The sequence below is a fragment of the Opitutus sp. GAS368 genome, assembly GCF_900104925.1.
Taxonomy (GTDB): domain Bacteria; phylum Verrucomicrobiota; class Verrucomicrobiia; order Opitutales; family Opitutaceae; genus Lacunisphaera.
Genome location: NZ_LT629735.1, coordinates 2078344 through 2100866 on the forward strand (window position 1 = coordinate 2078344; position 22523 = coordinate 2100866).

Sequence of the window (22523 nt, forward strand, 5' to 3'; positions counted from 1 at the left end):
GGAGCAAAAGGGTTGGCCGGAACGGGGCGAAAAGCAAAACGCGAAGTGTCATATCGTGTGATGGGCCGGCGCGCCGGAGGGCTGCGCTTATGACCGGCGCAGGGGCGGGAATTTAGGACTGGCGTCGGGGCGGGGGATGCGGGATGCCTTGCGGCTCATATGGCCAACTGGGAATACAAAGTCATCAGCAGCGGCAAAGGCGGATTCGCCTCCCCGGCGCTGATGGAAAAATTTATCAACGATCTGGGGCAGGAACAGTGGGAGATCATCAATTTCCACACCGCGCCCGACAACGCGCTGGCCTTCACCGGCCTCGCCCGCCGCCCCGTGCAGCGCGACTGGACCCTGGAGGACGCCGCCGCGACGGCGGCCCGCGCCGAGACCGACAAGCTGCGCGCGGAGTTCGAGGCCAAGTTCAAGGCCGTCACCACCGGCGCCACCGCGCCCGCCACCGAGGAGAAGCCCGTCGACTTCATTGAGGAAAAGGCCGCCCCGGAGGATGGCTTCCGCCGTCCGGTCGACACCTCGCGCGACGACGATCCCGACGCCCCGGAGGACGAGTGGCACAAGCTCACCGCCGAGGACGAGCTGCCGTCGTTCTTCGACGCGCTCAAGCCCCACATGCGCCGCAACCAGCGCGGGGCCGGCATGTCCGTCGGCGTGGACTACCTCGCCAAGAAGTGGAAGCTCGAGGAGACCGACATCAAGACCGCGCTCGTGGAGTGCGGCCTGCAGATCCCCGCCGACGAGAACGCCAAGCCCGTCTACGTCGAATACGACGGCGACCTTTACTGGGTGAACATCAACCGCCGCGGCGAGACCTGGATCAACACACGCGAGAAGCCCGAGCCGGTGTTCCGCATCGTGCAGGGCAAGCGCCTGGCCGACGACGAGGTGCCCGCGGAGATGGCGGCCACCCCCGCTCCCGCCCCGCCGGAACCGCGGCGGGAAGACCGACGCGACGAGCGCCGCGAGGAACGCCAGCGGCAGCCGCAGCAACCGGCGCAGCCGCCCCGCGAAGACGCCGGCGCGCCCAGGACTTTGCTCGCCAAGATCCGCGGCATGATGCGCCGCAACCGGCGCGGCCACGGCTGGTCCGGCAGCTTCCCTTATCTTACCAAGGCCCTGAAGCTGGACGAGGCCCAGCTGCTTGAGCAGCTGGCGGCGTTCGGCCTGCGCCTCGAGGGCGGCGCCGAACCCGTCGTCGCGCACGAAAACGGCTTTGCCTACTGGCTGAACAAGAATCAGCGCGGCGAGATCTGGATCAACGCCGAGGAAGGCGCCGGCAGCGGAGAACAGAAGACTAAAGACAGGGGACAGGACGCCGAGACGCGGCCGGAGGGCGAACGCGCCCACGAGAGTCCCCGGGCGGACGTCGTGGAGACCAAGTCCCTGCCGCCGGAAAACATTCTCACCGCCGTCCGCCTGCTCATGGCGCCGAAGAAGCGCGGCGAGGGCGTGACCGCCCCGATCGGCGAATTGGCGGCGAAACTGGAGAAGTCCGACGAGCAGGTCATGGCCATGCTGGCCTCCACCGGGCTACAGCTGCCCGAATCGCCGAAGGCCAAGCCGACGTTCGCCGAGCACGGCGGGGAGATCTACTGGCTCAACGCGAACGCCAAGGGTCAGGTGTGGCTCAACGCCAAGCAGTCCGCCGCCAAGAAGTCCAAGGCGAAGAAGTCCGGGGACTGACCGGCGTCAGGGCCGGTCAGCCGGCGCAAAGGGCGCGTGGGTGGCGGGATGGAAGCGCGCCAACGCGGCCAGCTGGTCGGCGATGAGCCGGTCGGAGCGGCCGCGGGGCATCTTGCTCAGGCTGGCGGTCCGGCCCGATTGCCGCGCCCATTGCTCAAACACCCCGGGCATGACGAGCCGCACCTGGGGCGAGTCGATCGTGCGCTCGTTGCGCCGGGCGGCGTAGTCGTGGTTGCGCGTGGCCAGCTCGGCGTCGAGCTCCGGCCCGAGCACGTTGGCCGTCGGCGTGCGGGTGGTGTGCGTGTGCAGCTCCAGCCACCATTCGTGGCACCGGACGCCCTGCCCGGCGGCGATCCGGTGCTGGAAGGGCGCGACGTGGAAGCTGACCACGTGCCAGCCGTTGCGGGCGCAGACCGCCAGCATGGTGTCGAGCAGCTCGCGCTCCGTGACCTGTTCGCCAAAGGCATTGAGATAGGATCCGAGGCGGCCGATGCACTGCAGCCGCGGCGGCGCCACCGACGTGAAACGCACGATGTCGCCCACCACGCAGCGGGCGAGCCCGGCGGGCGTCGTGACGAGCAGCACGTAGTCGACGCCCGGCTGCACCTTCTTGAGCGGCAGGCAGTGCCGGCCGGCCGAGGGCAGCTGGGCCTCCTGGTAATCCGCCAGCGGAATGAATTCGTAGAACACGCCGCCATCGGTCAGCAGGCGCAGCCCCGGCCCCGGGTGGTCGTCCTGCGCGGCGAAGATACCCTCGGCGGCGGCGTAGACCTCGTGATAATTGACCGCCGGGCCGAGCGCCGCGCGCAGCGCCTCGGCAAAGAGCCCGAGCGGGGCGCCCAGGTGAAGGAAGCACTCGAGGTTGGGCCACACGGCCGGCAGCTGGGGCGGAGGGGATGGGGGGTCGCCGGCGGGCTGGCGCACGGCCTCGGCCAGCGCCGCAACCATGGCCGGGGTGCCGCCGACCAGCGTAACATCGCGTCGCCGCATGGCCGCCGCGATCGCGGCGATCTTGGGCGCGCCTTCCGGCAGCCGGGCCACGGCGGGCGGCGGTGCATACAGGTTCGCCTCGACCCAGGGGGAGAGGCAGAGCGCGAGCATGCCGTCGAGGCCGGTGACGTAGGTGCCGTGCGCCTCGCGCAGCGCGGTGCTGGCGCCAGCGTGCACCTGCCGGCCGAGGAACACCCCGGCATGGCCGGTCCGGGCGGCATAGAGGAACAGCGCATCGCGCAGGCCGTGGCGGTAATGCGCGAGCATGGCCTCGGGCACGGGCAGCAGCTTGGGCGCCAGGCCCGTGGCGCCGGCGGTTTCGACAAAGAAGGGACAGCGGCCCGGCACCAGCACATCCGCCTCGCCGGCCGCCATGCGGGCAACCAGCGGTTGGAAATAGTCGTGGGTGCGCGGCGGCACGGCGTCGCGGAATTCCGCGTAGGTCGTGTCCGCCGACAGGCCGTGCGCCCGGCCGAACTCCGTGCCGGCGGCCTGCGCCATCAATCCCGTGAAGGCCGCGTGCTGCGCCGCGTCGTCGTGCCCCGGGGTCCGCAGCTTGCGCGCGAGCCGCGTCGCGCGGTAAGCCGCCCAGAGATTGACCAGGAACCGTGGCGCCAGTGTCATGGGATTGGGAAACGGAAGACTACATCCGCCGCCGGCCAAAGGCCACCCGGATTATGCGGCCCGTTCTGTAGCGGCGGTCTGTGACCGCCGTCCGGCGCTCCATAGAGCGCCGCTACAGGAAATACGGTTGCCGCTGCCGGGTCCCGGCGCACTGTGGCGCAAATCCCATGCCGCTGCCGCCGGTCCTCTTTGAAGACGATGCCCTGATCGCGTTCGACAAGCCGAGCGGCCTGGCCGTCGCGCCCGACCGCCGCGATCAGGCGGCGGAAAACCTGATGGGCCTGGTGCGCGCGAAATGGGGCCCCGACGTGGCCAACGTGCACCGCCTCGACGCCGACACCAGCGGCCTGGTGCTGTGCACGAAGACGAAGGTCGCGCTCGATTTTGTCAGCGGGCAGTTCCAGGCCAAGACCGTGCGCAAAAGCTACCAGGCGCTGACGGCCGGCCTGCCGGCGGCGGACACTTTCACGGTGGACCTCGTGATCAAGGAGGACGAGGGGAAGCCCGGCGTGATGTGCATCGTGAAAAAACACGGCCAGGTGAGCCAGACGGAGTTCACGGTGCTGGAGCGTTTTCCCCAAACCGCCGGCCGGCCGGGTTTCGCCTGGGTGGAGTGCGCCCCGCTGACCGGCCGCATGCATCAGATCCGCATCCACCTCGGCTCAGCCGGCACGCCGATCCTCAACGATCCGTTGTATGGCAATGACGCGCGCCTGCTGCTTTCCGACCTGAAGCGCGGCTACAAGGGCCGGGACGACGAGAAGCCGCTGATCGCCCGCCTGGCCCTGCACGCCGGCGGGCTCACCTTCACGCACCCGCTGAGCCGGGAGAAAATGACCCTGGTCTCACCGCTGCCCAACGACCTGGAGGTCGCCCTGAAATACCTGCGCAAATTCGGCCGCCAGGCCCCCCGGTGCTGATCCTCCGTTTGGGTGAAACCCCCGCGGAGGCTTTACATCGGGCGGGTGGCCGGTTGTATGTCCCGTCAAAGCATGACCCATGAGCGATTCTACCCCGGTTACCCACTCCGTTGATGCGGAGGGCGTAGGCTGGATAGTTTTCGATGACCCGACGGGCCGGGCCAACGTTTTCAATCCCACCACGCAGGCGGCCTTTCGCGCCGCCGTGGCCGCCTTGGCGGCCCGGTCGCCGAAGGCCGTCGTCGTCCACAGCGCGAAGGAGAAGATCTTCATCGCCGGCGCCGACCTCAAGTGGCTGGTGGCCCTGCCCGACGCCGCGGCCGCGAAAAAACTTTCCCACGACGGCCAGGAATTGTTCGCGTCGCTCTCCGGCCTCAAGGTGCCGGTCGTGTGCGCCATCCACGGCGCCTGCGCCGGCGGCGGCTACGAGCTTGCGCTTGCGTGCCACTGGCGCCTCGCCACTGACGCCAAGGAAACCGTCATCGGCCTGCCCGAGGTCGGGATCGGCGTGATCCCCGGCTGGGGCGGGTGCGCGCGGCTGCCGCGGCTCATCGGGGCCGAGGCGGCGGTGACGCACATGCTCAAGGCCGCGCTGGTGCCGGCGGCGGCGGCGCAGCCGGCCGGGCTGGTGGACGAGCTGGTGCCCGCGGCCGAGCTGAAGGCCCGCGCCCAGGCCGCGGCGCTGCGGCTCGCGGCCGGGGGCCTGCCGCGCCGGGCGGACTGGCCCGCGGCGTCGCCGGATTTTTTTGCCGGCCAGCGCCAGGCCGTGCTCGCCAAGCAGCGCGGCCAGCCGGCCCCGCTCGCGGTGCTCGACGCCGTGGAAAAAGGCGCGGGCCTGCCGCTGGCCGCCGCGCTCGACCTCGAGGCGGAGCTGTTCGGCGGGGTCGCCGCGGGCGAGGTGGCCAGGAACCTCATCCACGTTTTCCTGCTCAAGGAGGCCGGCAAGAAACTCACGACGGACGCCTGGTTCCCGCAGGAAAAGGCCGCGGCCAAGGTTGAGCCGTTCCGCATCATCGGCATCATCGGCGCCGGCGTCATGGGCTCCGGCATCGCGCAATGGTGCGCGTCGCGCGGCTTCGGCGTCATCCTGTGCGACACCGACAAGGAGGCGGTCGAGCGCGGCATCAAGGTCATCCGCGGGCTCTTCAAGCAGCAGGAGGAGCGCGGCGCGCTGACGGCCGCCGAGGCGCACCGCATGATGGGCGGCATCGGCGTCACCACCAGCCTTGAGGATTTCGACGTGTGCGACCTCGTGATCGAGGCCATCGTGGAGAACGTCGGGGCCAAGCAGAAACTCTTTGCCGAGCTGTCCAAGGTCATGGCGCCCGACTGCGTGTTTGCGTCGAACACCTCGGCCCTGCCGCTGGAGGAACTGGCGTCCACCGCGACCAATCCGGGGCGCGTGATCGGGCTGCATTTCTTCAACCCGGTCGGCCGCATGCCGCTGGTCGAGCTGGTGCTGGGGAAGGCGACGACGCGGGCGACGGCGGACCGCGCGCTGGCCTTCGTCAAGACGCTCGGCAAGACCCCGGTCATCTGCCGGTCTTCGCCCGGATTCCTCGTCACGCGCGTGCTGTTTTTCTACCTGAACGAGGCGTGCCGGCTGTGGGAGCAGGGGGCCTCGACGGAGGCGATCGACCGCGCGTTGCGCGACTGGGGCTGGCCGATGGGCCCGATGCGGCTGATCGACGAGGTCGGCGTGGACGTGACGGATTTCATCTTCGCCGAGATGCAGCATTATTTCCCGGACCGGTTTACCCGCACGACCGTCACGCAGAAGATGCTGACGGCGGGATTGAAGGGCCGCAAAAACGGCGCGAGTTCCGGCTTCTACGCCTACGCCGACGGCAAGGAGACGTTGAACGCCGCGATGGCGTCGTTCGCCCCCGCCGCGAAAACCGCGCCGGAGGCCGTGGCGGAGAAGCTCAACGGCGTGATGATCGACGAGACAAAGCGCGTGCTGGCGGAAGGCGTGCTCAAGACGGCCGACGAGGCCGACCTGGCGCTGCTGCTCGGCGCGGGCTTCCCGGCCTGGCGCGGCGGCCTGATGCGTTACGCGCGGAGCAGCGGGCAGTTTGCCGGGTAGGGCGAATCCTCCGGATGAGCCGACAAGCGCGGCTCGTCGGGGACGGCTCGCCCTACCGCTCGGTCCACGCCTCAGCCAAAGGGATTAAAACCCGGCCCGGGCGGCACCCCGCTGATTAATGCGTTGCAGGGCGTCCGCTTTGGCGGGAAATTTCCCGGCATTCCCCATGGCCACCGCCGCCACCCTGAACAAAGAACAGAAGCGTCATCTGCTGCTGACGATGCTGGAAAGCCGGCACGGCGACCTGCGCGAGGAAAGCCTGAACCGGCAGGGCAAGGGCCATTTCCACGTCTCCGGCCGCGGCCACGAGGCGCTGGCCGCCATCGGCGCCCAGCTGCGCGACAGCGATTTCATCGTGCCGTATTACCGCGACCGCGGCCTGTGCATGGGCCGCGGGCTGACCACGCGCTACCTCGCGCTGGAATATTTCGCCAAGCGCGACTCGGCCTCGCGCGGCCGCATGATGCCGTCGCATTTTTGTTCGCGCGAACACAACATCGTCAGCGTGCCCACGCCCACGGGCTCGCAGCTGCTGCCGGCCTGTGGCATCGCCTGGGGCCTGCAACTCGACCAGAAGGACGGCGTGGTCGTCACCACCATCGGCGACGCCGCGTCGCGCCAGGGCGATTTCTACGAGGCCGTCAGCTTCGCGCTGGAGAAGAAGCTGCCGCTGCTGCTCATCGTCGAGGACAACGGCTACGGCATCTCGACCCCGACCAAGGCGAACAACCCGCTGGCGCTCGGGGTCATCAACAAGGCGCAATGGCAGGTCATCGACGGCCGCGACCCCGAGGTGGTCCACGCCGCGGCCCAACAGGCGATAGCCGGCCTGCGGGCGGGGCAGGGGCCGGTGCTCTTCTGGGTGAAGGTCGAGCGGCTCTCCAGCCACACCAGTTCGGACGACCATGCCCTCTACCGCTCGAAGGAGGACCTCGCCGCACTCGAGCAGGCCGACCCCATCCGCCACCTGAAGGACCGGATGATCAAGCACGGCGAGCTGACCGAGAAGGATTATGCGGCGCTCGAGACCGAGCTGAAGGAAAAGGTGCGCCAGGATTACGCCGCCGCCGAGACGGCCGAGAACCCGCGGGCCGACGAGCTGTTCCTCGAGACCCTCGGACCTTCGCCCGACCTGCACGAGGAGCTGTTCAAGCCCGGCAAATACCGCATGGGCGACCTGATCAACCGCACGCTGCGCGCCGGACTCGACGCCGACCCGGGCCGCATCATCTTCGGCGAGGACGTCGAGGACCCGAAGGGTGGCGTGTTCCGGCTGACGCAGAAGCTCACGACGGATTTTCCCGGCCAGGTGTTCAATTCCCCGCTGGCCGAGTCCACCATCATCGGCCTCGCCGGCGGCCTGGCGCTCTACGGCCGCCGCCCGGTGTTCGAGATCCAGTTCATCGATTTCATCTACCCCGGCTTCAACCAGCTCACGGCCAACCTGGCCAACCTGCGCTGGCGTTCCAACGGCGAGTGGAAGGTGCCGGCGGTCATCTACGCGCCCTACGGCGCCTACCTGCCGGGCGGCGGACTCTGGCATTCGCAGGCCAACGAATCGGTCTTCGCGCATTTCCCCGGCATCAACATCGTCATCCCCAGCACGCCGGAGGACGCCGCCGGTCTGCTCTGGACCGCGATGCACGCCGAGGACCTCGTGCTCTTCCTCGTGCCCAAGCACATGCTCTGGGCCGAGCGCGAGGTCACGAGCCCGGTCGTCTCCATCCCGCTGGGCGTGGCGCGCCGCTGCCTCGAGGGCGACGATCTCACGCTGGTCGCCTGGGGCAACACGATGGAGAAAGCCCTCGAGGCCATCGCCGGGCTGAAGGGCGAGGTCGGGGTCGATCTCATCGACCTGCGCTCGATCGTCCCGTGGGACAAGGCGACGATCGAAGCCTCGGTGCGCAAGACCGGCCGCCTCGTCATCGTGCAGGAGGACACCGAGAACTGCTCGGTCGGCCAGATGATCATCACGCACATCATGAGCCAGCCCGACCTGTGGGCGGCGTTGAAAGCCCCGCCGGTGCTCGTCTCCAAGGGCAACGTGATGATCGGCTACAACCCCATCTACGAATACGCCGCGCTGCCCGACGTGCCGCGCATCCTCGACGCCATCTGGCGCACGGTGGCGGTGAACGTGGCGCGCGGCGAAAATGCGGGAGGGGGTTTACCTTCCGACAGGTCGGGGCATCAAGCCCCTCCCACCGCATCCGCTCCCGCCGCCCACGCCCCGCAGAACACCTTGGTCGCCGGCACGAACGACATCATCGTCCGCGTGCCGATCATGGGCGAGGGCCTGCGCTCGGCCCGCGTCGTGGCACTCAACAAAAAGCCCGGAGATCCCGTGAAGCATGACGACGTGCTCTGCGAGGTCGAGACCGACAAGGCGGTCTACCCGATCGAGGCGTCGTTCGCCGGCAGGTTCAAGGCCTGGCAGATCAAGGTCGATGACACCGTGCTCATCGGCCAGGAGATCGCGCTCGTCACCGGCGATGCCGCGAGCACCGCGAGTCTCGCCACCGAGGGCGCGACCAGGCCCGCGGCGCCCGCCGTCGTCGTCGCGAAATCCGCCGCGCCTGCTCCCGTCATTTCCTCAACACCCGCTCCCATGAAAGGCAATGTCCGCCCGCCCGCTTTGCATCCGGCCATCACCAAGCGTCTCGATGCCGTTGTCCCCGCCAACATGCTGATGGATGTCCGCTGGGACGGGTTGCGCGCCGCGCGCGAGGCGGCGAAACAGCAGCACGGCAAGGCCGCCGCGTCGCCCTCGACCATGATGGCCTGGTGCGTCGTCCGGGCGCAGGAGAAGCACGCGGCCTTCCGCTGCATCGTCAACAAGGACGGCGCGATCCTCGAGCAGGCCGACTTCGAGCTTGGCGTGGCCGTGGCGCTCGAGGGCGACCGGCTCGCGACCGCGCCGGTCATCAACGCGAACAAACTGGCCTGGGCCGATTTCGTGGGGGCCTACAACCGGGCCGTCGAGGACACGCGCGCCGGCAAGATCATCGAGGTGCAGGCGCCGGTGAACCTGACCAGCCTGGGCGCGTTCGGCGTCGAGAGCGCCACGCCCATCGTGGTGCCGCCCGCCATGGGCACGCTGTTCGTGGGTTCCGCGCACGAGCGGTTGATCAATGACGGCGGCGTCATCCATCCCGCGGAGGTCGTCACGCTTTCGCTCACCTTCGACCACAAGGTCGTCAACGGCGCGAGCGCCGCAGCCTTCCTGCAGGAGGTGAAGAACCTGATGGAAGGGTTCAAGCTGCCGGGCTGAACCACTTTAGGTAAGTCGCGGTTTATGCCCAACCGGCGCCGGATTGATGCCGGCGTTCCCGCGGGTAATTTTACCAAACTACCGATTGACGGGTCAGGGCCGGTGCGTAATAGCTGCACGTTTACGCTTGAAGAAATTGCTCCGAAAAACCCTGTTCCTGGCCCTCGGTCTCCTGAGGGTGCTCCGGCTGGCCGCGGCCGAACCGGTGGAGACGGGCGGTTTGGTCTTCACGGAGGAGGAGCGGGCCTGGATCGCGGCACATCCGGTGGTCCGGGTCGGGCAGGATGCGACCTATCCGCCCTACGCCTTTCTGGACGCGAAGGGCAATCTCGTGGGCATCGACCTCGATTACCTGGCGCACATTGCGCACCGCACCGGCCTGCGCTTCCAAAACGAGGTGCGCGAAGACTGGCCGCACGTGCTGACGGCCTTCAAGGCCGGCGAAGTGGATGTCCTGATGAGCCTCGGCTACCTGCCGGAGCGCGAGAATTTCCTGATCTACAGCCGGCCTTACAGCTACGCGCCGGATGTCGTCGTCATGCGCGACGACACGGCGCATCTCCTCGACCTGAGCGACCTCAACGGCCGCCGGGTCGGAATCGTGCGCGGCTACGACACTCTGCGGGCGGAGCTGGCCGATGCCGCCCCGTCGGCCATTCCGGTGGAATATCCGACCACCGAGGCGGCGCTGGTCGGGCTGGCGCGGGGCGAGGTCTACGGGACCCTGGCGGACGTGGTGAACGCCGCCTACCTCGTCAAGACCCGGCGGCTGACGAATCTCCGGCTCGGGAGCGTGATCGGCATGTCCGGCTCCAGCGAGATCCGCCTCGGGGTGCGCAAGGACCTGCCCGTGCTGGCCGGGATCATCGACAAGGCCCTGGCGGATATCTCCGCGGCGGAGCGGCACGAGATTTCCAATCGTTGGGTGGCGGTCGACGTGCAGGACGACCGGTGGTCGTCCCGGGCCGTCAAGATCGCCTCCGCGGTGGCCGCCGGCGTGCTGTTCGTGCTGCTGCTGCTCTTCCTGCACAACCGCCGGCTGGCCCGCGAGCTGGCCGAGCGCCGTCGCATCCAGGCCGAGCTGGAGCAGGCTTACGACCGCCTCGCGGAGATCAGCGAACAGAAATCCGAGCTGCTCCGCACGGTGACCCACGACCTGCGCAATCCGCTGACCGGTCTCACGCTGGGCATTGATCTCCTGCGTCTCGGCCGGGGCGCGGACGACACCCGCCGGAATCTCGACCAGATGCGCGCCACCGCCCAGCAAATGATGCGGCTCATCAACGACCTGGTCGACGCCAATGTCCTCGAGACCGGCCGCCGCAATTTCAGCTGGGCCCGGGTGGACGCGGCGGCCGTTTTCCGCGAGGCGGTGGAGAGCCTGACGGCCCCGGCCACCCGCAAGGCCATCCGGCTCACCTTCACGGCGCAAGAGCCGGCCATGTCCATCCAGTCCGACCTCACGGCACTGCGCCAGGTGGCGGACAACCTCGTTTCGAATGCCGTGAAATTTTCCCCGCGGGACTCCGCCGTCGAGGTCGAGGTGCGGTGGACCGGCACCGGCCTGCGCGTGCAGGTGCGGGACCACGGGCCCGGCATCAGCCCGGAGGCGCGCGCCAAGGTTTTCACCCAATATGGCCTGGGTGACGCCAAGCCGACCGGGGGCGAGAAATCGACCGGTCTCGGGCTGTGGATCGCGCAGCGCGTCGTCGCCGCCCTCCACGGCCGGGTGTGGAGCGAGGACGCCGCGGGCGGCGGCGCGCTCTTTGTCGTCGAACTGCCGCGGCATCCGCCGGTGACGCCGGGCTGAGCCCCGGCCTACGGCTGGATCAGCCCCTTGCGGATGGCGAAGCGGACCAGGTCGGTCTGCGACTGCAGGCCGAGTTTCTGCATCAGGTTGGTGCGGTGCGTCTCGGCGGTGCGCGGGCTGATGAAGAGCTTCTCCGCCATCTCGGTCGTGCTCAGGCCCTCCGCGGCGAGCGAAAGCACCTCCCGCTCGCGCGGCGTGAGCCCGTTGAGCGGGTCGGCCTGGTCGGGCGTCCGGCTGGTGAGCGCGGCGATGGCGCGCTCGGACAGCGGCGCGCTCAGGTAGCGCCGGCCGGCGACGACTTCCGCCACGGCCCGGGCGATCTCGGTGGATTCGGAGCCCTTCAAAATGTAGGCCATCGCGCCGGCGCGCAGCGCCTCGATGACGTAGGGCTCGTCGTTATGCATCGAGAGGACGAGCACCTTGGTGTGCGGGCTGACCGTGCGCACCTGGCGCAGGGCTTCGAGACCGTGCAACCGGGGCATGGAGAGATCGAGGAAGAGCAGCGCGGGCTTGAACTTCTCGACCGCCTGCACGGCGCTGAGGCCGTCGGCGACCTCGGCGAGCACCTTGAAGCCGCCGTCGGCCTCCAGGATGCTGCGCACGCCGCGGCGCACGACTTCATGGTCATCGGCCAGGATCACGGTGTTCATGAGGGAATGGGAGGCGGACGTCGTTGCCGGTTGCTACTGGCCCGGCGTTTGTCCCGGCCGGTCGCCGGGCAAAGGGGCCAGCGGGAACTCCGCATGAATGCGCGTGCCCTGGCCGACGCGCGAGAAGATTTCCGGCCGGCCGCCGGCGAGGATGACGCGCTCGCACAGGCCGGTGAGGCCGAGCGAATCGCGGCGCGCCTGCACGGCGTCGATGTCGAAGCCGCGGCCGCGGTCGGTGATCTCGACGATCAGTCGGGCGCCGCCGGTCGTGAGCGTGACGGTGGCGGCGGTGGTCCCCGCGTGCCGCGCGACATTGGTGAGCGCCTCCTGCACCACGCGGAAGAGGGCGGTCTCCAGGTCGCCGGGCAGGCGGCCCGGGGGCAGCGAGACATCGAGCGCCACGGTGATGCCGGTCTGGCGCTGGAACAGGTTGACATGCCACTCCAGGGCGGGGGCGAGGCCGAGGTCGTCGAGCACGCGCGGGCGCAGCTGTTGGGTCATCTCCCGCAGGTAGCGCAGGATCTCGTCGCTGGCGCCGAGGGATTCCTGGAGCAGACCCTGCAGCGCCGGCGGTGCGTCGCGGTGCGCGGCCTCGAGCTGGAACCGCAGGCCGGTGAGCAACTGACCGAGGTGGTCGTGCAGTTCGCGGGCGATCGTGCGACGCTCCTCCTCCTGGACGCGCAGGAGCCGCATCGAGAGGGCCTGGAGCTCGCCGGTGCGGGTGCGCACCTGGGCCTCGAGGGAGCGGTTGAGCGCCTCGAGTTCGCGGGTCAGCTGCTCGTTGCTCCGCTCGGTGTCGGCGCGGCGCAGGATGTTGTTCAGCGAGAACACGAGGTCGGCCAGGTAGTCGGGCTTGTGCAGGATGTAATCCTGCGCCCCGAGCTTGAAGGCGGCCACGGCGGTCTCGCCGTCGCCGCGGGCGGCGAGGACGACGACCGGCAGCTTCGCGCGGTGCGAGCGCAGCCGCCGCAGCGTGTCGAGCGAGCTGGCCTCGCCCGGCGTCGGGCCGATGAGCACGGCCTCCGCCTCGGCGTGACCGGCAAGGATGCGCTCGAAGGCCGCCGGCGTGGCGTCGCCCGTCAGCTCGATCTGCGGCGCGTTGGCCCGGAAGAAATCCTCGAGGGTGCGGCGGGTGACGGTGGAGACCTCGACCAGCAGCACGCGGTGCTTCTGCGGCGGATCGGCCGGCGGCGCGGCGGGTTGGGTGAATTTTTCCTCCAGGTGCCGTGCGTGGACCCGCTTCACAATGTCCACGATCTGGTGAAATTGCGGCGACGTCTTGTCCACGCAGTCCACGGCGCCGGCGCGGAGGGCGCGCACGGCGAGGTCGGTCTGCCCGAGACCGCTGGCCATCACCACCGGTGTGGGATCGGCGCGCCGCGCGAGCTCCCCGAGGATCTGCAGGCCGTTGATGTCGGGCAGGACGAGGTCGAGCAGCAGCACGTTGTATCCGCCCTGGGCCTGGGCCATCTGGGCGAGGCAGGTGCGGCCGTCGGGCACAATCTCCAGGTCGATCTCGGGCGCAAAGTGCGTGAAGTAGCTCCGCACCACGGCGGCAACGTTCGGATCATCTTCGGCGTAAAGCACGCGCATCATGGTCGGATAGGAGGTCGGCCCCGCATGGCCCTACGGGGGCAAAGGGTTAATTGCCACGATTTTAACCCCGGGGCGAGAAAAACCTTGGTCCCGTCCGGGAAAATCCCCCAGCGAAATCCCGCAGACCGGTTTACGGGGGTGGCCCGATGGGAGGGCGCGGCGGTTTCGGGCACACTGAGCCCATGAAAAACGACCGCCGCACCGCCCGCCTCCTCCTGACGACCCTCGTGGTCGCCGGCAGCGCGCTGGTGGCACAGGCGGGGATCAAGTCCGAGCGCGTGCTCGCCGCGATCATCGAGCGCACACCGGCGCCCCGGCTCGTCGCCGAGGGCACGCAGCTCAAGACCGCCGAGGCGATCGCCGCCACCCTGCCGCACGCCAAGGCCCTCTGGGGCATCGGCGGCTCGATGGAGCCCCTTTACGCCACCAACACCGCCGTGATCGTCCAGGAAATCAATTACGACGACATCAAGAAGGGCATGACGGTCGTCTACATCAAGAGCAACGGTCACCGGGTTGCACACAGCGTCGTCGGCGAGACGCGCGGCGGTTACCTCGTGCAGGGCGTCAACAACGACGAGGAGGACGCCGAGCTCGTCACGGCCGACAATTTTGTCGGGGTCATTACGCAGGCCTTCGCCTCGGCTGACTCCACGTTCCGGGCCGAGACCACCAAGCGCCTCGCGGCCAAGGGCAAGATTCACACGGGCGATCGCACCTGATTTAAACCACCTGATATAAGGTGGTCGGGTGAGTAGGACTCGACTGACGCCAACAACTGGCTATTAAATGTCCTCCGCCCGGAACGGTGCCGCGTCCCGGGCAGACCGCATGACCACCCAAAGCACTCCTCCCGTTCGCGTGGAACCGGCCAAGCACAAGACTTGGAAGGTGCTTGTCATTGAGGACGACGCCCGCTGGCGCACGCTCGTCGAACTGAGTCTCGAGGCCGACGGCCACAGCGTGCTGACCGCGGCGGACGGCCTGGCCGGGCTCGCGCTGGCCTCGGAGAAGCCGGATGTGATCTTGTGCGACGTCGAGATGCCCCGGCTCAACGGCTACGCGGTGCTGGAGGCGCTGCGCCAGCAGCCGGAGCTGCGCTCGATCCCGTTCATTTTTCTCACCGCCCGCGCGGCCCGGTCCGACCAGCGCAAGGGCATGGTGCTCGGCGCGGACGATTACATCACCAAGCCCTTCGAGCCGCGCGAGCTGGTCGAGAGCATTGCCGGCGTGCTGGCCAAGCGCGAGACCCTCTCCGAGCGGTTGAAGCACTACACCGACGAATACCACCGGGAGATGGCGGCGCCCTGGGCGCATGAACTGCTCACGCCGCTCAACGGCATCCTCGGCATCGCGGCCATGCTCGAGTCGGAGGCCGGCTCCATCCCGCCGGCCGACCTGCGCGACCTGGCCCGCTCGATCAGCCAGAGCGCCCGGCGCCAGCAGGGCCTCGCCCGCAAACTGCTGCAGTATTTCCAACTCCAGCAGCTCCGCGAGGCCAACTGGAGCGATCCCGGCGCCGCCATGGAGGCCGGCGCGGGCATCGAGGACGAGGTGATCGGCGTCGCCGAGCGGCTCAACCGCTCCGCCGACCTCCACCTGAACTGTGCGCCCGCCGCCGTCCGCATCAGCCCCGCCTGGCTCCGCGCCGCGGCGTGCGAGCTCGTCGAGAACGCCTTCAAGTTTTCCCCGGCGGGCACGCCCGTGATGGTGACGGGCCGGATCACCGACGGCCTCTATCGCCTCGAGATCACGGACCGCGGCCCCGGCATGACGCTTGATGAGATCGGGCAGATCGCCGCCTTCCGGCAGTTTGACCGCGCCAAGCACGAGCAGCAGGGCCTCGGGCTCGGCCTTGCCATCACCGTGCACATCGCGGCGTTGCACCATGCGCCGCTGACGCTGGAAGCCGGCCCCGAGGGCGTGGGCCTCCGCGCCATCCTGGAACTGCGGCTGGCGGACTGAGCTGCCCGCGGAAGGGGAGGAGATCGCGGAAACGCGAAAGGACGAAAGCGCGGAAATTCCGGCCTGACTTGATCGAATCCGAATCCAGCTCCGTGTTTTCGCTCTTCCGGGCTTTCGCGATTGCTTCCTCAAATCACACCATCGGCCGGAATTTTCCGACCACGCCGGTCAAACATGCGGTGATCTGACCCAGTGAGCAGGCCTCAACGGTGTGCACGAGCTCAGCGAAGACGTTGCCGCCGCCACGCGCGACATTTTCCAGCCGCTGCAGGGCTTCCGGGGATTTCTTGGCGTGCTTCTTCTTGAAGGCCTTGAGGCGTTCGACCTGCAGGCGCTGCTTGCGCGGCGGGGTGCGGGCGAGGGGAACGCTCGGCATCGGCTCGGGCGAAATATATTTGTTGAGGCCGATGATGGGGCGCTCACCGGAATAGATCTGCGTCTCGATGCGGTGGCCGGATTCCTGGATCTTGCTGCGCTGGTAGCGCTGCTCCATCGCGGCGATGACGCCGCCGAGCGTGTCCATCTCGCGGAACACATCGAGGATGGCCTTCTCCACCTGGCGCTCAAGCATCAGCAGGCCCGGCGCGCCGCCGAAGAGGTTCATGGTGTGTTTGAAGATCCCGGATTCCTCGAGGAGGATGGACTGGCCGTGCGAGGCGAGCAGCGCGTATTTCTCGGTCGGCGTGGTGAACGGCTCGTCGGCGGAGTTCGAGTGGCATGAATTGGTGTAATTCATGTAGGCGATCATCAGCTCGGCGGCCGTACGCGTGAGGTTGTTCTGGAACTCGGCGGCGATCAGCGAACGGCCGGAGGTTTGGGTGTGGAGCTTGAGGGCCTGCGCCTTGGCGTTGGCGCCGAAGACGTCGCGCATGCCGATGGCCCAGATGCGGCGGCAGACGCGGCCGAGCACGAGGTATTCGACGTCGAGGCCGCAGTCCAAGAAGAAGGAGAGGCGCGGCCCGAACTGGTTGACGTCGGCGCCGCGCGCCTTGAGCAGCTCCGCGTAAGTGAAGCCGTTGGAAAGCGTGAACGCCGCCTGCTGCACCGGCGTGGCCCCGGCCTCGGCGATGTGGTAGCCGGAGATGGAAACGGGATACCATTTCGGCATGTTCGGCACGCACCACTCGATCATGTCGCACAGGAAACGGAGCGAGGCGTCCACGGGAAAAATGACCTCGTTCTGCGCCTGCACTTCCTTGAGCATGTCGGCCTGGATGGTGCCACGGAGATTGGCGACGCAGTCCGGGCCGAAACGGCGCTTCGCGGCGGCGATGAACATCGCGAGGATGACCGGCGCGGGCGCGTTCATCGTCATCGAAACCGAGGCGTCGGTGCGCGTCAGGTCGAAGCCGGCGAACAGCCGCGTCATGTCCTCGACGGTGTCGATGGCCACGCCGCCCTCGCCGACCTTGCCGAGCACGCCCTCGTGGTCGGAGTCGAGGCCGTAGAGCGTGGGGCCGTCGAACGCGGTGGAGAGGCGCAGGCTCTTCTGGTGCGTGTTGAGGTATTTGAAGCGCGCGTTGGTGTCCTCGGCGAGCCCGAGCCCGGCGAAGAGACGCATCGGCTCCTCGTTGACCTTGCCGTTGGTTTGCGGGTGGCGCGGGCTGATCCGGGCACGCGGGGATTTCGGCTTCGCTGCGGACGTGTGCAGCGCGCTGGGGTCAGCGCGCTCCACCCCCTGATCCAGATACATCTCGCGGTAAGCGGCGGTGGCGTAGGGAAACTGGCCGGGGAAGCCCTGGCCGAGCAGATACTCGGCGATGGCGCCGGGCTCGTCGGTGTCGGGCAGGGCAAGGCGTGGCAGGAGCGTGCCGGTGGGCGACTGGGTCATCTCGACCGAGGCGCGCAGCTGAGCCCATTTCGCGCGGAGCTCGGCGGCAAACTTGGCGTCGGTGCGGGCGCGGGCCACCTCGGCGGCCACGTGGGCGTTGTAGGCGTCGATCGAGTCGGCGATTTTCCCGAGCTGGCTCATGAGGAAACCTCCAGGTGGCAGGCTTTCTCGCCGCCGGCGGACAAGGGCAGGTCGCCGAGCTTCGCGATGGTGGCGAAGAGCGCATCCACGCCCGGGTCGAAATGCTTCGCGGCCGTCGTGGCGTGGAGCGTCTGGCCCTTGCCGTTTTGGTTGAGGCGGGCCTGGATCTCGGCCTTGGCCGTGTGGGCCATGGCATGGTCGCACTTGTTGAGCGCGACGAGGTCGGCGCCGTTGAGCAGGGCAATCTTCTGCAGCTGGATCAGGCCGCCGTAATACGGGGCGAGCACGAAAAGCGTGGCGTCGACGAGCTTCGGGCCTTGGCCGAAAATCCGGAACGGGTCGCTCTCCTGGCCGACGCCGACGGACTCGACAAGGATGAGATCGAACTCGCCGGAGGCTTTAAGAATATCGATCGCGGCGGGCGCCGCGGCCGACAAGCCCGTGAGGCTGCCACGCGTGGCGAGCGAGCGGAAGAAAACGCGGTCGTCCTGGGCGTAAATGGCGCTGACGCGGTCGCCGAGGATGGCGCCGCCGGAATCGGGATGCGACGGGTCGTTGGCGAGCAGGGCGATGCGGCCCGTGGGGTTGGCGCGCAGGAAGCGCGAAGTCAGTTCGTCAATGAGCGTGGACTTGCCCGCGCCCCCGGGGCCGGCGACACCCACGACGAAGGATTTCTTGGTGGAACCTGACCTCCGGGCAGGTTGGGGAAGCCCGCCCGGAGGTCGGGCTCCACCTTCCGCAATCGTAATCGCGCGCGCCAGAACGCGGTCGCCCTTGAACTTGGCGTTTGGCTTCGCGGCGCGGGCGTAGGCGCGCTTGATCTCGGCCATCATCTTGTCGAGCGGCGTGCCGGCGAAATAGATGCGGTCGGTGCCCTGGCGTTTCATCACCCGGGCATCGGCCTGGGTGATCGTGCCGCCGCCACCGCCGAAGACCGGGATGTCGCCATTGCCCGACTGCTTGAGCTGATCGGCGACGGCCTTGAAGAAGACAATGTGCCCGCCGTTGTAGGAGCTGAGCCCGACGACATTGACGTCTTCCTGGATGGCGGCGCGCACGATGGCCGAGGCGGGCTGGTGGTAGCCGAGGTAGATGACCTCGAGGCCATGACGGGCCAGCTCGATGTTGATGGTCGTGACCGCGCTGTCATGGCCGTCGCAGACCGGGACGGCGGTCAGGATGCGCAGCGGGGCGGGGGATTTGGCGACGGCCATGCGCCAAGGAGAAAGATAGAACCGCCCGGGTGCAACCGCTGAGCGGTCGGGGGCGCCCGGCAGGCGCAGTTTTGGCCCTTTTGGCGTAGAGTGATATGACCGCCAGCGGACTTGTTTGGCGGGTGAAGTGTGCTGGCGGCCCGCGCGGCGGGCCGGCCAGGTGGACGTCGTGAAACTGCTGCGCGCGGAATAGCGGTAGGGGCCGTTGCCCCCAACGGCCCTCGTGGTTGGGAAGAATGCTTGAGGACAAGCGCCCCTACCGGGCAATCCGCGCCTCAGAAGTCCGCTGTGCCCGGGGTGCGGGCAAAGGGGATGACGTCGCGGATGTTGCCGACGCCGGTGACGAACATGAGCATGCGCTCGAAGCCGAGGCCGAAGCCCGCGTGCGGTACGCTGCCGTAGCGGCGTAGATCGAGATACCACCAATAGGCCTTCTCGTCGAGATGGTGCAGGGCCATGCCGGCGCGGAGCTTGTCGAGCCGCTCCTCGCGCTGGCTGCCGCCGATGATCTCGCCGATGCCGGGCACCAGCAGGTCCATCGCTGCCACGGTCTCGCGGCCCTCTGCCGTGCCGTCGTTCTGGCGCATGTAGAACGCCTTGATCGCGCGCGGGTAATTGTAGACCGTCGTCGGGCACTTGAAATGTTCCTCGGTGAGGTAGCGTTCGTGCTCGGCCTGGAGATTCGCGCCCCACGCGACGGGGTGCTCCCAGGTCTTGCCGGATTTCCCAAGGATCTCGACCGCCTCGGTGTAGCTGCAGCGGACGAAGGGCTTCTCGAGCACGAAGTCGAGGCGGGGCATCAGATCCTTGTCGACGAACTTGGCGAAGAACTCCAGGTCGGCGGCGCAGTGCTCCTTGGCGTCGCGGATGAGGTGCTTCACGAACGCCTCGGCCAGGTCCATGTTGCCCGCCAGGTCGCAGAACGCGACCTCGGGCTCGATCATCCAAAACTCGGCGGCGTGGCGCGAGGTGTTGGAGTTCTCTGCGCGGAAGGTCGGCCCGAAGGTGTAGACGTTCGAGAGCGCGTGGGCGAAGATCTCGCCCTCGAGCTGGCCGGACACGGTGAGAAAGGTTTTCTTGCCGAAGAAGTCCTTCGTGTTGTCCACCTGCTTGCCGCCCTCGAGCTTCGGCGGGTTCTCGAGGTCGAGGGTGGTCACGCGGAACATGTCGCCCGCGCCCTCGGCGTCGCTGGCGGTGATGATCGGCGTGTGGACGTAATAAAAGCCGCGCTCCTGGAAAAACTGGTGCACGGCGTAGGCGAGCCGGCTGCGCACGCGGAAGACGGCGCCGAAGAGGTTCGAGCGCGGGCGAAGGTGCGCGATCTCGCGCAGGAACTCCAGCGTGTGGCCCTTCTTCTGGAGCGGGTAGGTGGCGTCGGCCTCGCCCAGCACCTTGAAGCCGGTGGCGACGACCTCCCATTTCTGGCCCTGGCCCTTCGACTCGACGAGCTTGCCGTGCACCTCGACCGAGGCGCCGGTGTTGGCATGCGCGACGTTCGCGTAGTCGGGCAGGGTGGTGTCGACGATGACCTGCAGGCCCTTCAGGCAGGAGCCGTCGTTGAGCTCGATGAACGAGAAGGCCTTGGCGTCGCGCCGGGTGCGGACCCAGCCCTGCAGGAAAATGGTATCGACCGGGCCGGCGGCATGGAGGGCGTCTTTGACGAGGGTGCGGAGCATGGGGGAATATTTGTCCCCACGGATTACACGGGCGGGCGCCACGGCAGAAGCCTGAAATAGACGGAGACCGGGCTGGTATTGGGATTGCAGGCCGGGGCGGAATTTCGTCTGCTCGCCGGCGCGCCGACTGAGTTGGCGCGCGTTACCCTGATGAATTCCCCCGCCAGCAGCGTTCGCCCCGCCGTGATCAATCATGTGGTCAAAGGGCTGCTGCACCTCACCGTGGCGGCTTTCCTCGGCTTTGCCGCGATCCAGTTCGGCTTTCTCGATGAGAGGATGCAGGACCAAGGGGTCCAGTTCGGTTTCGCCGCGGGCTTTGGCGCGGTGGCCCTCGGTTTTGCCCTGGCCGGCTGCCGCAACATCCATGCGTTGTTCCGCCCGCCGTTCCTGCAGCTCAGCCCCGAGGGCGTCAAGCTGCGGTGCTGGCACGGCACGGGCTTCACGGGCTTTTTCCTGCCGTATTACCGGATGCGTGATTACACGATTTCCTGGGCCGATTTCGGCCAGACCGAGACGTTCACCCATCGCGTGAACGGCGTCCCGATCGTGCAGGAGTTGCGCATCAAGACCAAGCAGGGGCTGGTGGCTTTCGGCTGGGATGTGTTCAGCCCGAATGTCGCGCGCATCCAGCGCAGCATCCTCGATTACATCGACGAGGTGTTCCGCGGGACGAAGCGCGCCGAGGCCAGATTGGCCGATCTCCAGCGCCTCCGCTGGCAGCAACCCCTGCAGTTCAGGTTTACCATCATCCCGTTTTGGCTGGTGCCGCTCGCCCTGGTCGGCGCGGTCGCGGCGGTGGCCACCGGGCAGGCGCTGGAGGTAAAGGGGGACTGGCCGCCCGTGATCGCGATCATGTGCCTGCTCGGCGCTTTCATCGCCGGGGGCAAATGGTGGCGCGCCCGCCGGTCCTGCACCGTGGAATTCCGCAGCGACGGCCTGGCATTAGGCCCTTCTGTCAATTCATTGCGGGTCATTCCGTGGACGGACATCCAGTTCGTGCGGCCGCAGACCTTCACGAGCACCTACGGCTGGGGTTCGGCCGGGGGCACCCCGGCCCTGGTCGGGTTGGAACTGCGCAAGATCAATGGAAGCTATTTCACGATCGAGGGACTCAAGCCGGCGGAACTGCAAAGGCTCCACGTGCTGCTTGAACCGCCGCTCGATGCCGTGATCGCGGCCCAGGCCAGCATCGCGCGCGGCACGGCGCCCGAGGCGGCCGCGGTCGCCGCCGGCATCGCCGCGCGTTGAGGCCCCGTTGCCGCGTGCTCGCGGCCCGGGGTTTGTCCGGGGAATTCCGTCCTCCGGCGGATTCCCCGGCAAATCAGCGCTCGATCCCGACCGGGTGGAGCAGGTAGCGCCCGTCGTAGAATTCGCTCCGGGCGTAAAACCACTGGAGTCGCGCGGCTTTGACGCCCGGCGCCGGGATTTCCCGCGCTGTTTTTTTGCGGGGCAAAGGGCCGCCGGCGCGAATTCCTGCTGCAAAGCAATGACGTTTGTGGCGCCAGTGGCGTCACCAGGGACTTGTTTCGGGGGCGGATGGCGCTTATTCCTCGGCTGCCCGCCACCACCCGGCGGCCAACCCCAACCCCGCTCATTCCCATGACCAAGCAGTGTGTGATCTCGATCGTCGTCCTGTTTCTTGTCTCCATGACCCTGGATTTCTGCGTGCACGGTCTCCTGCTGAAGAACGATTACGCCGCACAGCCGGCGCTCATGCGCCAGGAAGCCGACGCGCAGCGGCACTTCCCCGCGATGCTGCTCGCGCATTTGTTCCTCGCCGCCGGTGTCACCGTCATCTACCAGCGCGGCCGGGAAACCGGCAAGGGCTGGCTGGGCCAGGGCCTGCGTTTCGGCCTGTGGTTTGCGGTGGCCAGCAGCGTGCCCGGTTTCCTGATCTACTATGCCGTGCAGCCCATGGGCCTGATGCTGGCCGTGAAGCAGATGCTCTTCGGTGGCGGCGCGACGATCCTGCTGGGACTGGTCGCGGCGGCCATGAACAGGCAGGCCTGAGCCAAACCGACAGTCCGCACCGCGCGATGCCGGGCGGGCAGTTGGCG

The 22523-nt window shown here is 68.1% G+C and carries 16 protein-coding genes; 9 read left to right on the top strand and 7 right to left on the bottom strand.

The annotated features are described in order from the left end of the window. Positions 1 to 159 precede the first annotated feature (159 nt). A complete protein-coding gene (locus BLU29_RS08900; protein ID WP_091056861.1) occupies positions 160 to 1692 on the top strand; it encodes a hypothetical protein in 1533 nt (510 codons plus the stop codon). 6 nt (positions 1693 to 1698) lie between these two features. On the opposite strand, the gene BLU29_RS08905 is transcribed toward BLU29_RS08900, so the two are convergent. Next, positions 1699 to 3306, bottom strand: a complete 1608-nt coding sequence (locus BLU29_RS08905) for a GH3 auxin-responsive promoter family protein (RefSeq protein ID WP_091056863.1) — start codon at positions 3304 to 3306, stop codon at positions 1699 to 1701. A 167-nt stretch (positions 3307 to 3473) separates the two neighbouring features. On the opposite strand from BLU29_RS08905, the gene BLU29_RS08910 reads away from it, so the two are divergent. The 4 genes from BLU29_RS08910 (at position 3474) to BLU29_RS08925 (ending at position 11393) form a co-directional block, all read left to right on the top strand. Further along, positions 3474 to 4226, top strand: a complete 753-nt coding sequence (locus BLU29_RS08910) for an RluA family pseudouridine synthase (RefSeq protein ID WP_091056866.1) — start codon at positions 3474 to 3476, stop codon at positions 4224 to 4226. 79 nt (positions 4227 to 4305) lie between these two features. Beyond that, the gene (locus tag BLU29_RS08915; protein ID WP_091056868.1) at positions 4306 to 6312 is read left to right on the top strand and encodes a 3-hydroxyacyl-CoA dehydrogenase NAD-binding domain-containing protein; all 2007 of its coding nucleotides are present in this window, start codon (positions 4306 to 4308) and stop codon (positions 6310 to 6312) included. A 166-nt stretch (positions 6313 to 6478) separates the two neighbouring features. Then, on the top strand, positions 6479 to 9583 hold the full coding sequence (locus tag BLU29_RS08920; RefSeq protein ID WP_172830241.1) for a thiamine pyrophosphate-dependent enzyme: 3105 nt from the start codon (positions 6479 to 6481) through the stop codon (positions 9581 to 9583). Positions 9584 to 9710: 127 nt separating this feature from the next. Next, a complete protein-coding gene (locus BLU29_RS08925) occupies positions 9711 to 11393 on the top strand; it encodes a transporter substrate-binding domain-containing protein (protein ID WP_172830242.1) in 1683 nt (560 codons plus the stop codon). A gap of 8 nt (positions 11394 to 11401) precedes the next feature. Here BLU29_RS08925 and BLU29_RS08930 read toward each other — a convergent pair whose 3' ends face one another. Together BLU29_RS08930 and BLU29_RS08935 are read right to left on the bottom strand one after the other, a co-directional pair. Beyond that, the gene (locus tag BLU29_RS08930; RefSeq protein WP_091056875.1) at positions 11402 to 12043 is read right to left on the bottom strand and encodes a response regulator transcription factor; all 642 of its coding nucleotides are present in this window, start codon (positions 12041 to 12043) and stop codon (positions 11402 to 11404) included. Positions 12044 to 12076: 33 nt separating this feature from the next. Further along, positions 12077 to 13639, bottom strand: coding sequence for a response regulator (locus tag BLU29_RS08935; RefSeq protein ID WP_091056878.1), 1563 nt, complete (start codon positions 13637 to 13639; stop codon positions 12077 to 12079). Between the two features lie 182 nt (positions 13640 to 13821). Between BLU29_RS08935 and BLU29_RS08940 the strand changes: the two genes are divergently transcribed. Next, on the top strand, positions 13822 to 14361 hold the full coding sequence (locus BLU29_RS08940) for a hypothetical protein (RefSeq protein WP_091056880.1): 540 nt from the start codon (positions 13822 to 13824) through the stop codon (positions 14359 to 14361). 109 nt (positions 14362 to 14470) lie between these two features. Then, entirely contained in the window at positions 14471 to 15604 is a 1134-nt protein-coding gene (locus BLU29_RS08945) for a hybrid sensor histidine kinase/response regulator (protein WP_172830243.1), read from the top strand. A gap of 133 nt (positions 15605 to 15737) precedes the next feature. On the opposite strand, the gene BLU29_RS08950 is transcribed toward BLU29_RS08945, so the two are convergent. The 3 genes from BLU29_RS08950 to asnS all read right to left on the bottom strand — a co-directional run bounded on the left by BLU29_RS08950 (position 15738) and on the right by asnS (position 20466). Then, entirely contained in the window at positions 15738 to 17576 is a 1839-nt protein-coding gene (locus BLU29_RS08950; protein WP_091056885.1) for a methylmalonyl-CoA mutase family protein, read from the bottom strand. Further along, positions 17573 to 18790 (bottom strand): cobalamin-dependent protein, encoded by a 1218-nt coding sequence (locus BLU29_RS08955; RefSeq protein ID WP_091056887.1) that lies wholly within the window; start codon positions 18788 to 18790, stop codon positions 17573 to 17575. The genes BLU29_RS08950 and BLU29_RS08955 overlap by 4 nt, the downstream gene beginning before the upstream one ends. Positions 18791 to 19065: 275 nt before the next feature. After that, positions 19066 to 20466, bottom strand: a complete 1401-nt coding sequence (gene asnS / locus BLU29_RS08960; RefSeq protein ID WP_091056890.1) for an asparagine--tRNA ligase — start codon at positions 20464 to 20466, stop codon at positions 19066 to 19068. Positions 20467 to 20616: 150 nt separating this feature from the next. On the opposite strand from asnS, the gene BLU29_RS08965 reads away from it, so the two are divergent. After that, positions 20617 to 21714, top strand: coding sequence for a hypothetical protein (locus BLU29_RS08965; protein WP_157693747.1), 1098 nt, complete (start codon positions 20617 to 20619; stop codon positions 21712 to 21714). 73 nt (positions 21715 to 21787) lie between these two features. On the opposite strand, the gene BLU29_RS18685 is transcribed toward BLU29_RS08965, so the two are convergent. Beyond that, positions 21788 to 21919 (bottom strand): hypothetical protein, encoded by a 132-nt coding sequence (locus BLU29_RS18685; protein ID WP_255400912.1) that lies wholly within the window; start codon positions 21917 to 21919, stop codon positions 21788 to 21790. Between the two features lie 146 nt (positions 21920 to 22065). Between BLU29_RS18685 and BLU29_RS08970 the strand changes: the two genes are divergently transcribed. After that, positions 22066 to 22476, top strand: a complete 411-nt coding sequence (locus BLU29_RS08970) for a hypothetical protein (RefSeq protein ID WP_091056894.1) — start codon at positions 22066 to 22068, stop codon at positions 22474 to 22476. The last annotated feature ends 47 nt before the right edge of the window (positions 22477 to 22523 follow it).